Source organism: Paenibacillus sp. FSL R10-2771, from assembly GCF_038000205.1.
Classification (GTDB): domain Bacteria; phylum Bacillota; class Bacilli; order Paenibacillales; family Paenibacillaceae; genus Paenibacillus_AQ; species Paenibacillus_AQ phytohabitans.
Genome location: NZ_JBBOBM010000001.1, coordinates 7,707,492 through 7,721,837 on the forward strand (window position 1 = coordinate 7,707,492; position 14,346 = coordinate 7,721,837).

At 54.2% G+C, this 14,346-nt stretch carries 9 protein-coding genes and 1 riboswitch; of the genes, 5 read left to right on the plus strand and 4 right to left on the minus strand.

Features of this window, described 5'->3' with window-relative positions:
- Nucleotides 1-30: 30 nt before the first annotated feature.
- Nucleotides 31-1,236 (minus strand): MFS transporter, encoded by a 1,206-nt coding sequence (locus NSU14_RS33570; RefSeq protein WP_076243623.1) that lies wholly within the window; start codon nt 1,234-1,236, stop codon nt 31-33.
- A gap of 170 nt (nt 1,237-1,406) precedes the next feature.
- On the opposite strand from NSU14_RS33570, the gene NSU14_RS33575 reads away from it, so the two are divergent.
- A complete protein-coding gene (locus NSU14_RS33575; protein ID WP_042140412.1) occupies nt 1,407-1,799 on the plus strand; it encodes a winged helix-turn-helix transcriptional regulator in 393 nt (130 codons plus the stop codon).
- 111 nt (nt 1,800-1,910) lie between these two features.
- Here the strand turns inward: NSU14_RS33575 and NSU14_RS33580 are convergent, their stop codons facing one another.
- The 3 genes from NSU14_RS33580 to NSU14_RS33590 form a co-directional block, all read right to left on the minus strand.
- Entirely contained in the window at nt 1,911-3,086 is a 1,176-nt protein-coding gene (locus NSU14_RS33580; protein WP_042140411.1) for an ATP-binding response regulator, read from the minus strand.
- Between the two features lie 8 nt (nt 3,087-3,094).
- A complete protein-coding gene (locus NSU14_RS33585) occupies nt 3,095-6,700 on the minus strand; it encodes a response regulator (RefSeq protein WP_340948664.1) in 3,606 nt (1,201 codons plus the stop codon).
- Between the two features lie 168 nt (nt 6,701-6,868).
- Nucleotides 6,869-7,444 carry a hypothetical protein gene (locus tag NSU14_RS33590; RefSeq protein ID WP_340948665.1) on the minus strand — a complete coding sequence of 192 codons (576 nt, stop codon included), beginning with the start codon at nt 7,442-7,444 and terminating at the stop codon, nt 6,869-6,871.
- 233 nt (nt 7,445-7,677) lie between these two features.
- Nucleotides 7,678-7,781: riboswitch (purine riboswitch) on the plus strand.
- A 166-nt stretch (nt 7,782-7,947) separates the two neighbouring features.
- Between NSU14_RS33590 and NSU14_RS33595 the strand changes: the two genes are divergently transcribed.
- The 4 genes from NSU14_RS33595 to NSU14_RS33610 all read left to right on the plus strand — a co-directional run bounded on the left by NSU14_RS33595 (nt 7,948) and on the right by NSU14_RS33610 (nt 14,258).
- On the plus strand, nt 7,948-8,577 hold the full coding sequence (locus NSU14_RS33595) for a xanthine phosphoribosyltransferase (RefSeq protein ID WP_076243621.1): 630 nt from the start codon (nt 7,948-7,950) through the stop codon (nt 8,575-8,577).
- On the plus strand, nt 8,571-9,869 hold the full coding sequence (locus NSU14_RS33600; RefSeq protein WP_039304744.1) for a nucleobase:cation symporter-2 family protein: 1,299 nt from the start codon (nt 8,571-8,573) through the stop codon (nt 9,867-9,869). Before NSU14_RS33595 ends, NSU14_RS33600 begins: the two co-directional genes overlap by 7 nt.
- 140 nt (nt 9,870-10,009) lie before the next feature.
- A complete protein-coding gene (locus tag NSU14_RS33605; protein WP_340948666.1) occupies nt 10,010-13,081 on the plus strand; it encodes an ATP-binding protein in 3,072 nt (1,023 codons plus the stop codon).
- A gap of 40 nt (nt 13,082-13,121) precedes the next feature.
- On the plus strand, nt 13,122-14,258 hold the full coding sequence (locus tag NSU14_RS33610) for a response regulator (RefSeq protein ID WP_042140408.1): 1,137 nt from the start codon (nt 13,122-13,124) through the stop codon (nt 14,256-14,258).
- The last annotated feature ends 88 nt before the right edge of the window (nt 14,259-14,346 follow it).

The window sequence follows — 14,346 nt, forward strand, 5'->3', positions numbered from 1 at the left end:
TTCCATTTGCGGCGTACACAGCACTTAAGCTTAAGCAGCTTCCGCCCGCTGCATACGTTCGTCCCTGTTCTCCAGCGCCCGGCTCCAGGCCGTGAGCAGAACGGCCCCGAACACCATGACAGCGCCTACCCAGGCGGTGTGGATCAGTCCCATATGATCGGTGACCAGGCCGCCGAGGTAGGCTCCGATGGCAATGCCTGCGTTGAACGCGGCAATGTTGACAGCAGAGGCGACATCTCTGGCGCCGGGCGCGAACCGGTCAGCCAGCATTACTACATAGACCTGCAGCCCGGGGACGTTCATGAAGGCGAGCAGCCCCATGAAGAAGATGGTGATCAGGGCGGCGGTTTTGAAGGGAGCCGTGAAGGTGAGGATTAGCAGCACGGCGGCCTGCAGGGCGAACATATAGAATAAGGCGTTCATCGGCTTGCGGTTCGCTGCTCTGCCGCCGATCACATTGCCGATGGCAATGGCAATACCATAGACGAGCAGGATCACAGCGACCGTCTTCTCCTGGAAGCCGCTGATCTCATGCAGCAGCGGGGAGAGATAAGTGAAGACGACGAACGTTCCGCCGTAGCCCAGGGCTGTAATGGCAAAAGCCAGCAGCAGCCGGCCGTTCGTCACCAGCTTGACCTGCTCGCGCAGCGGCGTGCGGGTCCCCTTGCGGAGTCCGGCGGGCACTAGAATCAGATTGGCGATCAGCGCTAGAATGCCGATCACCACAATGGCGGTGAAGGCAGCCCGCCAGCCCAGCTGCTGTCCGAGGAAGGTGCCGAGCGGCACGCCAGTGACCGTGGCTACGGTAAGGCCGGTGAACATAATGGAGATGGCGCTGGCCCTGCGGTTCTCAGGCACCAGGTCGGCGGCGATGGTGGAGGCGATCGACATGAACAGGCCATGCGAGAGGGCGGATATTACCCGGGCGGCCAGCAGGGTGCCGATTCCGCCAGCAGCGGCTGCAAGACTGTTACCGGCGATGAATACGAGCATCAGCAGGAGCAGCAGTGTTTTGCGGGAGACTCTTGTGGTCAGCGAGGTTAGCACAGGCGCACCGAAGGTTACGCCGAGCGCATACAGAGTTACGGTTAATCCGGCGGTGGTCACGGATATATTCAGGTCATCAGCTATGAGCGGCAGCAGCCCGACACTGATAAACTCGGTTGTTCCTATCGCAAAGGCGCTGATCGCCAGAGCCAGCAGCGCGAGGGTACTTCTTTTTGTGTCCAGAGACATGTTCTTCACTCCTACTATGGTAATCACCGGCCGGTAAGTGCTATTATGGAGTACAGATACGAAAATGGATAGTACGTACTTTAAAGTACTATAGGTACCAAAAAGTACCCATAACTACCCGCTGGGAGACACATACAGGGATGTAAAGTGAGCATACAGGAGGCATTATAATGGCTAAAAAATATAATATTTCAGTCGAGGCTACGCTTGAGGTCATCGGGGGGAAGTGGAAATGCGTTATTCTCTGCCATCTGACGCATGGCAAGCTGCGGACGAGTGATCTGAAGCGCCATATGCCGAATATTACGCAGAAAATGCTGACCCAGCAGCTCCGCGAGCTGGAGCAGGACGGCATTGTCAACCGGATCAGCTATAATCAGGTTCCGCCCAAAGTGGAATATGAGCTGAGTGAATACGGACAGACACTCGGCTCCATTCTGGACTCCCTGTGCGCATGGGGAGAGCAGCATATTATTAAAGAGTATGGCGATAAATTCGCCGTGCTTGAGGACAATGTGCTGAATAACAAGAAGGTGGAGCTGCTGCCCGGCGGCGTGGAATAAGGCGCAGCAGACCTATGACCGTACACAAAGAACCGCAAGCCCCGAAGGCTTGCGGTTCTTTGATATGCCTGGTGTCCGGCCAGCTGCCGAGATAAACAGCTGGACAAGGCGCTAATCCGGTTGTCCTTCACTGACCTGAATCGTGAAGATAAAGACGGCCCCTTGCTCAACATCCGGCTTAGCGTAGATTGTTCCGCCCATCAGATCGACCAGCATTTTGCAGATGGACAGCCCGAGTCCGGTACCCCCGAACTTACGGTTGATCGTAGCGCCGATCTGGGTGAACGGCTGGAACAGGTATTTCATTTTGTCCGCAGGAATGCCGATGCCGGTATCTTCAATAATGAACTCAAGCTCCATTACCCTATCCATCGCTTGCCGGAGATGAACCCCTACCTTAACGCCGCCCGAGTAGGTGAATTTGATTGCATTGCCGATCAGGTTGTTCAGTACCTGGCGCAGACGGTTGGGATCGCCTATGAGCAGTGCGGGAATGGCTGGATCAATGAAGGTCTCCAGGACCAGATTGCGTTCCTTGGCGAGTGCCCGGAAGAGATCAACGGTTTCCTTGATGCAGGAGTGGAGGTTGAACAGCTCATAGTCCAGCTCCATTTTGCCGGATTCGATCTTGGTGAAGTCCAGGATATGATTAATGACAGACACCAGTGCGTGGCCGCTTGTATGAATGATTTCGGCCATTTCCAGATCATCCGCCGCCAGCTCAGAGGTCCGCAGCACATCCGACATGGCAATAATTCCGTTCAGCGGTGTGCGGATTTCATGGCTCATCATGGCGAGGAAGCCGCTTTTGATCCTTAGAGCGACTTCGGCAGTGTCCTTCAGCTCGGTCAGAACACTATTCGCCGCCTCCAGCTCCTGGGATTTAAGCTGCAGCTCTTTGCGGGTCCGATAGAGGCGGACGAAGCCGTCAATTTTGCTCTTAAGCACGATCGGATGGAAAGGCTTGGTCAGGAAATCTATAGCTCCGGCTGAATAGGCCATCATATAGTTCTCCAGCTCTGAAGTCAGCGCGGTGAGGAATATAATCGGGATGTCACGTGACTTTTGACGCGCTTTGATCCGCTTCGCCGTTTCGAATCCATCCATGTCCGGCATGAGCACATCCATAATAATCAGGGCGAACTCCTGCTCCAGCAGACATTTCAGGGCCTCCATGCCGGAGGTTGCACCAATCAGCTGATAAGGTGTGTCGGCCAGCAAAGCCTGCATAGACAGGAGCTCATCCGGCCGGTCATCGACAAGTAAAATATTAATAGGGTACTCCATAATTCCTCCTACTGAATCAACCATAATTTCAGCACACTCACCAGCTGTGTCGTATTGATCGGTTTGGATATATAATCGTTCGCTCCGGCCTGCAGGCATTTGACCCGGTCTTCCTCCAGGGCGCGGGCGGTCAGCGCGATAATTACCAGCTGGTCATACTCCGGTCTGAGCCGGATATGCTTCATGGTCTCGTAACCATCCATCTCAGGCATCATAATATCCATGAATACGAGCTCAACGCCCGGGTGTGTCTCCAGATGCTCCAGGGCTTCTTTACCGTTCTGGGCAAAGCTGATCTCCATATTATAACCTTCGAGCACACTGGATAACGCAAAAATATTACGCATATCATCATCCACAAGCAGAATGCTTTTTCCGGCAAAGGCCGACTCCGGATTGTGCAGATTCTCGATCAGCTGCTGCTTATCCAGCGGCAGGTCAGCATGCTTGCGGTGGAGGTATAAGGCTGTGTCATCGTAGAGCCGTTCCATAGACCGTACATTCTTGATAACAATGCTCTCGGCGTAGTGCTTGAGGCGCTGCTCATCGGTCTTGCTGAGATCCTTGCCTGTATAGATAATGACCGGCAGGGTTTGCAGCTTACGGTTGGTTTTGACCTGCTCCAGCAGATCGAAGCCGGAAATATCCGACAGGCCTAAGTCCAGCACCATGCAGTCAAAATGATGACTGGCCAGATGCTCCATAGCTTCCCTGCCTGTGCCGACCGCAATAATGTTCACATCGGGATGCGCGATGAATTCGACAAGGCTGCTGCGCAGAATCTTGTTGTCTTCAACAATCAGCAGGCTCTTCACCGGACGGCGGATATACGTCTCAATCTGCAGGAAGGCTGCCTCCAGTTCGGCATAATCACTTGGCTTCTTCCAGAAGGACAAGGCGCCCATCGCCAGGCTCTGCTGATTCTCCTCGGCTGTCGAGATGACATGCACCGGAATATGGCGCAGCTCCGGCCGGCTCTTCAGCCGGCTGATAATCGACCAGCCGTCCAGAACGGGAAGATGCAGATCCAGCAGGATGGCATCGGGCTTGTAGGCATGTGCCAGCGCCAGACCCTGATCGCCCTGGAAGGCAACGATCGCCTTGAAGCCCCGGCTGCGCGCCAGTTCAAGCAGCATAGTGGCGAATTCCGCATCCTCCTCTATGATCAGCAGGAGAGTGTCGCCGGGGAGCAGATTGCCGCGGTCATCCTCCATCTCGGCATATTGCAGCAGCTTCGGATTGGTGATGGAAATATCGGGAACGAACGATTCCCGGAAAGCCGGATTCTCCCGGCTGCCGGTCTCGGAACCCGGCATATCCGCAGTGGCTGCGGCTGCAAAGGTAGCGGCAGCCAGCGCCTGTGCGTCCTCTCCCGGCTCAACTGCAGGAATGATCAGCGAGAAGGTACTGCCTTTGCCTTCAACGGAATCCACTTCAATTCTTCCCCCCAGCAGGGTAGCCAGCTCGCGGCAGATCGTAAGTCCAAGACCGGTGCCGCCGTATTTGCGGCTGGTGGTGCCGTCCGCCTGCTGGAACGCTTCGAAGATGCTCCCCAGCTTGGAGGCGGCAATGCCGATGCCGGTATCGCTGACAGCGAAGACTACTTCTTCGCCGCTGGTGCGGATGGACAGGGAAACGGAGCCTTGCTCCGGGGTGAACTTAATAGCATTGGACAACAGATTATTCATAATCTGCTGCAGTCTGTGGCCGTCGGTCATCAGATGGTCAGGCAGCCTGTTGTCTGAATGGACATCGAACCGGAGATTCTTTTTCTTGGCCTGCTGTTCAAAATGGCGGAAAATATGGTTGCTGAGGTCCTGTAAAGAGACCGGTTCAAGAACAGGAGTCATTTTGCCGACCTCCAGCTTGGCCAGATCGAGAATCTCATCGATCAGCTGCAGCAGATCCTTGCCTGCTGAGAAGATGGTATGCACATATTCCAGCTGTTTCTTCTCAAGATTGCCTTCCTTGTTCTCGGCGAGGATCTGCGAGAGAATCAGCAGGCTGTTCAGCGGTGTGCGCAGTTCATGCGATACGTTGGCGAGGAATTCCGATTTATACTGGGCAGCCATGAAGATTTCCTGGGCCTGCGCCTGAATTTCTTCCTTCTGCTGCTCGGTAAGCCGGACTTGGAGCAGCAGCTGATCATTGGAGGCCGCTAGCTCTTCTTTCTGGGTCAGAAGCTCGTCGGCCTGAGCCTGGAGCTCGTCGGTCTGGGCCTGGAGTTCTTCCGTTTGAGCTTGAAGCTCCTCAGTCTGTGCCTGGAGTTCTTCCTTCTGATCCAGAAGTTCATTCGTTTGGGCCTGAAGCTCTTCAGCCTGATCGGCAATCTCGGCTTTTTGGCGTTCTGTAAGCTGGAGCTGCTTCTGCATATCGCGGTTCGCGGCAGATATCTCATCGGCTTGTGCCTTGATCTCTGTCGATTGCCGGCTGGTAATCTCCATTTGCTGCTGGAGCTCCAGATTGGAGGCGTACAGTTCTTCCGTCTGCTGCCTCAGCTCATCGGCCTGGGCTTCAATCTCGGCTTTTTGTTCCTCTGTCAGCTCCATTTGCGCCTGAAGCTCTTCATTGGAGGACAGCAGGCTCTCGGCCTGCATCTTCAGCTCTTCTCCCTGATCCTGCAGCTGATCCGTCTGCAGCCGCAGCTCCTCGGTTTGGGCCATAAGCTCTTCGGTCTGTGCCTCCAGCTCTTGGGTCTGTGCCGTCAGTTCCTCGGTCTGCGCTTCCAGCTCGTCCTTCTGCAGCCGGGTTTCGCTCAGCAGCTCTTCAATTCTGGCCACGCCGGCCAAAGTATTGATCAGCACCCCCATGTTTTGACCCGCCCGCTCGATCAGCTGATGCTCCTTATAACCGAACGGGTGCAAAGCGGCCAGCTCCATTACGGCGACCACTTCCCGCTCATGCATGATCGGAACTACGATAAGCGAAGATGGGGAAGCTTCACCCAGCGCGGAATGGACTTTGATATAATGCTCCGGAAGATCCTCCAGCACGATGGTCTGATGATCCACCGCGCATTGTCCGACCAGTCCGCTGCCCAGCTGAATGGGTTCGCGGCGGCCTGCCGATTCGTCAAAGGCATAGCCGGCTGCGAAGTTTAGCTGACCGCCCTGCTTCAAATATACGGCTCCATAGCTTCCGCCGACAGCGGCAGCCAGCCTGCCGATAAATACACGCGCTGCCGTCTGCAGATGCACCGATCCCTGAAGCTGCATTGCCATCTCTGACACTTGCGTATTAATCCAGGCCTGCTCCTCCGCTTTCATGCGCAGTTCGCGTTCTTCAGCGGACCTGTGGTGAAGATCGGCTGCCAGCTTGTAGTAAGAAGCTGCGAGCAGTCCGAATTCATCCTTGCGTACGGTTGCCGCGGCTGCAGGATTAATTGTCCCGTCGGCGATATCCCGGGAGATGTTGGTGATCCGGTCCAGCCCGTGGTCAATATTCCGGTGAATGCTGAAGATGAGGCCTATTCCAATCAGAATCCCGCCCCCGCTTAATCCATTAATGAAGATACGCGGAATGCCTTCCAAATAGAGTGAAGATATAATAATCATACTGCCCAGCAGCAGTATAGTAACCGATGTTGCTAACCAAACCTGTTGTTTAATCCTCATAGTTCGCCGCCTTTGTTCAGTTAATACTACTAAATATATATAAGTATACTTTTAATAGACGCCCGGCGATATAGAGGACACAGAGAAAACACCGGAAAACCTGGTTTTTACAAGGTTTCCGGTGTTATTTGCCAGTTTAAGCGTGATTGCATTTCCCGGCAGGCGGCGTCAGCGCCGCCGCCTGCCGCCCTGACGCCGCCGGGCAGCAGCCCGGTTCGAAGCAAGGCCGCCTGCACCGCCGCCGACCGCCTGCTGCTGCTTGGATCCGGGACTCTCGATGGCGGCATTGGTTCCGCCCGAGCTGTAGGTTCCGCTGCCGCTGCCGACCTGTGTGGCCGAGGAGCTTCTGCTGCCCCCCGGAAGCTTCACGGTCTGGTTGTTCACGACGATGACAATCTCCTTCCCCCAGCCGTGCGGATGAATCAGGGGGGCGTGATGTCGTCTGCCACGCTGTCCCTTACAGCCTTTATTGCCCTTACTGCCCCTGCTGCCTATGTTCGCCGACGTCCCCCCGGCTCCGACACTCTCCTGCTGGCGGGTATAGGGCGAAGCAATGGCAGCATTGCTGCCCGCTGCGCTGCTCCGGCCGGCGCCGCTGGCAATCTGTGTGGTATTGGCTGCGTTGGTATATTGGTTATTGATAACAAACACCAGCCGGCTGATGCCGGCCAGCGGGGTGCGGGTAACAATCCGCTGCTTCCCTTTTTGAATAATGACAGTTATCCGGTCTTTTTGCTTAGCCATCCGTATCATGCCTCCCTGCACAGGTTTTCCTTATCATTAATGCGCAGAGGAAGGAAGGGTGAGGAATACAGGCGCTGTCCCCCCATAAACAAACGGTTGCCTAGTGAGCAGGGAGAATCGATGATGAAATACGCGTGTATTTCATGAAACACTTTGAAATTCACAGCAAATATACTTAAAATTTTGCTTGTAAGGATCATACAGAGCGTGTAAGATATACGAAGGTTTTTAAAAACAGACTTATCATAATACCTCATATAATCTTGGGAATATGGCCCATAAGTTTCTACCGGATGACCACTGTAATTATCCGACTATGAGTGAAATAGCGCATCTAGGGTTCCGTTTCTTGTGCTGCGGCAGGGGAAGGACTGGTCCAAGCGATGCGGACACGCTTATGTGTTACACCACTAAGGGACAAAAACCCAGAAGGACAGATTCACTTGAGAGAAACACTCAAGGGGATCTGTCTTTTTTATTTTAAAGGAGGAAGAATCGCTGTAATGAAAGTACTGGAGGAACGCATTAGACAAGAAGGCTTAATTCTATCGGAGACTGTGCTGAAGGTAGATTCGTTTCTGAACCATCAGGTGGACACGGAGCTTGCGCTGCAAATCGGGCAGGAATTCAAAGCTATCTTCGGAGACCAGCCCATCACCAAGGTGCTGACTGTAGAGGCCAGCGGCATCCAGTTCGCCATGGCTGCAGGCATTGCGCTGGGTGTGCCGTTTATTTATGCCAAGAAAAAGAAGGCTGTTACCCTCTCCGAGGCAGTCTATTCCGCACCGGTGCATTCCTTCACCCGTCAGGAAGACTACCTGATCAGCATCTCGCAGAAGTATCTCGGACCTGGCGACAACGTGCTGATTGTCGATGACTTTCTGGCTACCGGCGCAGCGCTTGTAGGACTTTGCGATATCGTGGAGGAGTCCGGGGCGCAGCTGATGGGAGTCGGCTGTGTCATTGAGAAGAGCTTCCAGGAAGGACGCAGCCTGCTGGAGCAGCGCGGAATTCCGGTACATGCCCTGGCGCGGATTGCTTCGATGTCTCCGGGGGAAGTTCACTTTATAGATGATTCCCGCACCGGCACTGCCCGTGCGGAAGAATTAATTAAGGAGAGTGCAGGATGCTAAGCAAACAGAAGATATTCGCCCTCGGGCTTCAGCATGTGCTGGCTATGTATGCCGGAGCTGTGATTGTGCCGCTGGTGGTCGGCGGGGCACTGAATTTGAACGGAACGCAGATGGCGTATCTGATCGCAGCAGATCTGTTCACCTGCGGACTGGCAACGCTGCTGCAGATTATGGGCAGCAAGTATTTCGGAAGCGGCCTTCCCGTTGTACTCGGCTGTACCTTTACCGCAGTCAGCCCGATTATCGCTATCGCTTCAGGCTCCAATCTCCCGACAGCGTACGGGGCTATTATTATCTCCGGTCTGTTCGTTGTACTGGCAGCCCCGATATACGGGAAGCTGCTGAAATTCTTCCCTACAGTAGTAACCGGCTCCGTAGTAACTATCATCGGGCTCTCGCTGATCCCGGTAGCGATGAATAATGTGGCCGGAGGACAGGGCAGCGCTGATTTCGGCCAGCCCCGCAATCTGCTGCTGGCCCTGATTACACTGCTCGTAATTCTGGCGGTGAACCGCCTGACTACAGGTTTCCTGCGTTCCGTATCTGTACTGGTAGGTCTGGTTGTCGGAACCGTAATCGGCTATGCCATGGGCATCGTACATTTCTCTACAGTGACTACGGCCTCTTGGGTGAGTGTGGCCCAGCCATTCTACTTCGGCTGGCCGCAGTTCAGTATTACGGCGATCTTCACGATGATTATCGTTAATATTGTGTCCATGGTGGAATCGACGGGTGTGTACTTTGCCGTGGGCAAGGCAACGGATCAGCAGGTAGAACAGAAGCAGATCGTGAACGGCCTGCGTTCTGAAGGGCTTGCCATCATGCTCGGCGGATTGTTTAATGCGTTCCCTTATACGGCGTTCTCCCAGAATGTCGGCTTGCTGTCGCTGACCCGGGTGAAGACGCGCAATGTTATTTTTGCCGCCGGCGGAATTATGATCGTGCTCGGGCTGCTGCCGAAGCTGGCAGCGCTGACTACAGTCGTGCCAAACGCGGTGCTTGGCGGGGCGATGATTGTCATGTTCGGATCGGTTGCTGCATCCGGCATGTCGATTCTCTCGGATGTTGACCTGCGTAAGGACGGCAATCTGCTGATTGCCGCCTGCAGTATTGCTGTCGGTCTCGGCTCTGCTGTGCTGCCGTCTATGTTCGACCAGCTGCCGGAGTTCGCCAGAATGCTGCTGCAGAACGGGATCGTCTCCGGATCTCTGACAGCAATTATTCTTAATATCTTTCTGTCCAAAACCCAGGAGAGCACAGCTTCCGCAGTCGCCGCTCCGGAGGTAAAGTAAAATATTCCTAAAATTTTAACCTAATAAGATAAGCAGCCGATTCCGAAATAAATGGGAATCGGCTTTTTTTATTGCACTTAAATAAACAGAATTTAATGTATAATTTATACAATGACAGCTAGAAGGGAATGGCATGGGGCATGAAAAAATATTGGCTGAGTATTCTAGGCAGTCTGGTGCTGGTGTTGATCATTCCATTGCTCTCTATCCTCCAGACTCTCCATATAAACCGCGGAATGCCGCAAGCCCGGCAAGGGATGATCGATCTGCGCAGCTGGGACTTCCGCAAAGACGGTGTTGTGAAGCTGAACGGGGAATGGGAGCTGTACCGCGGTGCGCTGCTTATGCCTGAGGCGTTCTCCCCGGAGCGGAGGAACCCGGTCATGCCTGCCGTGTCCGGAATGGTTCATGTTCCCGGGAAATGGAATCCTTATATATCCGTCACCGGTGAACCCGCAGCCAAAGGGTACGGCACTTACCGTCTGCAGGCCAGGATTGCCTATGGGGAAGCCGTAATATACGGTCTGCGCACCAGCAACATCCGTACGGCAAGCCGGGTCTTCGTGAACGGGCAGGAGATTGGCAGCAGCGGCAGCCCCGCCCCCATGGCTTCTGAGGGGAGGCAGAATAATATACCCTATACGGGGTTTGCTTCGGTGACCGGAGATACCATGGAGATTATTGTACAGGTGGCGAATTACAGCTACTCCTCCGGCGGTATCGTTCTGCCGATTGTCATCGGTGATCAGGCCTCTATTCTGAAGCACCGCGAATTTGCGCTGTTTGTAGACGGCGGAGCGCTGTTCGGATTTATTATTCTTTCTTTATTCCTGCTGATGTTCTCCAAGGTAAGAGAGAGCCGGGGGGTCACCCTCTATCTGGGTCTATTCTGCATGGCGGCCTTTGTCTACATTCTGACCCACGGCGAGAAGCTGATCGCGGCTGGGCTTCCCGGGCTTCCGTATGAAGTTGTGCTCAAGCTGCAGCTGGCTTCTTCCACGCTGGTCTACTATTATCTGCTGCGCTATGTCGCCAATTCCGTGAATTACCCGATGTCTATTGCAGTCATTAAGGCCTCTAAAATGATTACGAGCGTGCTGCTGCTGATCTCTATATTCATGCCGGCCTATCTGTTCAGCTATCTGGAGGGCCTGCTGCTGACCTGGGGCTCGGTAAGTATCGGCTTTGTGCTCTACTCTATGGTTCAGGGGACAAGACGGAATCCGAAAAATATGTTCCTGATGATGGTCAGCATTGAGAGTCTCAGCGTCGTTATTATCTGCTATCTGGTCAGTTTTATGAACCTGTCATTCAGCTATTTTATAATCTCTTATGAAATTGTCCTGTTCGGATTCGTTCAGGCGATTGTTATGACCCGGCAATATGCGTCGTCTTTCCTTGAGGTGGGGCAGCTGTCACGCAGGCTGCAGACACTGGATGGCTTGAAGGACGACTTCATCTCCGATACTTCCCATGAGCTCCGCAAGCCGCTGCAGGGAATGGTCAACATGGCCCAGACACTGGCGCAGGGTGCGGCAGGTTCCGTGAGCAGTGCCCAGAGTGAGCAGTTGCTCATGATTGTCTCGACGGGCAAGCGGCTGTCTGCCTTAATCAATGATATGTCTGACTTCGCGAAGCTGAATCACGGTTCGCTGTTTCTGCGCCGGCAGGCGGTGGATCTCCGCACCGCGGCTGTCTCCATTATGGAGGTGACGCGCCAGGTATACGGAAAGGACAATCTTGAATTCCGCCTGGACCTGCCCGGCAATCTTCCCCTGCTGGAGACGGATGAACAGCGCCTTGCTCAAATTCTGCATAATTTATTGGCAAATGCCGTCAATTATACGCCTCAGGGCGTGATAACGCTGTCTGCAGAGGTTAAAGAAGAGTATGTTGCCATTCTTATCACGGATACGGGGCAGGGGATTGCTCCTGAGCGTTTGCATTCCATCTTTGATGCCTATGATCCAAGCGGACCCGCAGCCCAGAAGGCCTACCGGGAAAACGGCCTCGGTCTCAGCATTACCCAGAGGCTGGTTGAGCTGGCCGGAGGAGAGATAGAGGTGCATTCGGAGCTGGGGCAAGGCTCTGTCTTCCGCTTCACGCAACCTATCCTGCGGAGAAGCAAAGCTCTGCTGGAGCAGGAGTATCTGGAAATTACCGGATGGGAGACGGCAGCGGCAGTCCAGCTGCCGGGAGAAGAGCCGGTCCTTCCGCCGCCTGCGGAATGCTGCTTCATTCTGGTTGTGGATGATGATCCTGTCAATCTTCAGGTGCTGGTTAATGTGCTGCAGCTGGAGAATCATTCGGTGATTACGGCCAGCAGCGGGACCGAAGCTATAAGTAAAATACAGCAGTACCCTGAACTCGATCTTGTCATTGCAGACTGGGTGATGCCGGAAATACCCGGATTGTTATTATGCAAAACGATCCGTGAACGGTTTGTTCTGTCGGAGCTGCCGATTCTGGTGCTGATGGCGAGCAGCCGTCCCGAGGATATCCAGGCTGCGTTCGAGGCCGGAGCCAATGATTATCTGAGCAAACCGGTGGAGCTGCGCGAGTTCAGGGCGCGTGTGCAGACACTGCTCGATATGCGCAAGTCTGTCCGGATATCCGTTCAGGCGGAGATTGCCTTCCTGCAGGCCCAGATCAAACCGCATTTCTTGTATAATGCGCTCAATGCGATCATCTCCGTATGTCCGGTAGACCCGGATAAGGCCACAGATCTGCTGCTGGATCTCAGCCAGTACCTGCGGAGCAGCTTTGACTTCCAGAACCGGGGACAGACCGTTCCTGTTGAGAAGGAGCTGGGGCTGGTTCAGTCCTATCTTGCCCTCGAGCAGGCGCGGTTTGACGAGCGGCTGAATATCGAGTTCGATGTCCCGGACGATATTATGGGGCTGGTTCCGCCGCTCAGCATTCAGCCGATTGTAGAGAATGCCGTCAACCACGGGCTGATGCAGAAGGAGGCTGGAGGGACAGTGCGGCTGTCGATTCAGCTGCTGCCCGGCCAGCTTGTAGTTGCCGTCAAAGATGATGGTGTCGGGATGTCTCCGCAGCGGATAGCGGAGGTTCTGTCAGAAGAGCGGACAGAGGGCGGTATCGGATTGCGTAATATTCAGCGCCGGCTGCTCAAAATGTACGGAACAGGCCTGAGTATTCACAGTGTGCCCGGCCAGGGGACGGCGATATCTTATACAATTCCCAGGTAAGCGACAACTCGAGAACGATGACATGAGGTGAGTCCTTTCAATGAAAGCGATACTAATCGATGATGAAAAGCCTGCATTGCAGCATCTGGAGCGCCTGCTCCTGAAAGACGGACGTCTGGAGATTACCGGCAAGTATACGTCGGCTAGACGGGGACTGGAGCATCTGGAGCAGGAGAAGGCGGATATCGTCTTCCTGGATATAGGCATGCCGGAGATGAACGGGCTGGAAGCCGGCGAATATATTGCCGGTCTGGACCGGAGCACGCGGATTGTCTATATCACAGCATACAGTGAGTATGCTATTGAGGCTTTTGAACTGAACGCCGCCGACTATCTGCTGAAGCCGGTAACCTCCCAGCGCCTTAGCAAGACGCTCGAACGCCTGGAGGTTCGCATAGAGCAGAATGAAGCGCGTGTGGAGACGCTCCCGGAGCCTGCAGCTGCCGTCAAGCAGCTCTCGATTCTCTGCTTCAAACGTCTCGAGTTCATGGACAGCACGGAGCCCGGGCGCAAGATGCAGTGGAGAACCAGCAAAGCGCAGGAAGTGTTCGCCCTGCTGCTCCATAACCGCGGCCAATGGATTCTTAAGGATACCATTGTGGATTGGGTCTGGCCGGACTTCCAACCGGAGAAGGCAGTAACCAACCTGCATACAACGGTGTACCATATCCGTAAACTGCTTAAGGCCTGGGATATGGACGTGCAGGTTGAGTTCTCGCAGGAGCGGTACAGGCTGACCAAGGAGAATGTGCTGCTTGATCTGGAAGAGTTCGAGCAGGGATACTGCAGTACCTCTGTGGAATCGGAAGAGGAATGGGTGCGCAGAGAAGCGGTGCTGAGTCTGTACCGCGGAGATTATCTGGAAGAACATCATTATGACTGGGCAGAAACGCGGCGCAAGGAATTGCAGGTCCGCTTCATCCGCATGTCGCTGCATTCGGCCGAATATGAATTATCCTCCGTACGTCCCCGGCAGGCACTGGACAGGCTGCTGGTTCTGCAGGCACTGGACCCGTATTCCGATCAAATCTGCCGGCTGGTGCTGAGAAGTTACGCCGACCTGGGAGATTTCATCGGGTTTAGGAAACACTATGATAAATATAAGGAACTGCTGCAGCGGGATTTAGGCATCCGGCCGGATCATGTCATAGACAGCTGGGTCCAGAAGGTGCTATAAATCAGCCGGGGGCATTCATCCTAAGGACATTGCCATTATTATTTGTTAGGCATAGAATTTAGTTGAGCCTGAACAGATAATATAGATA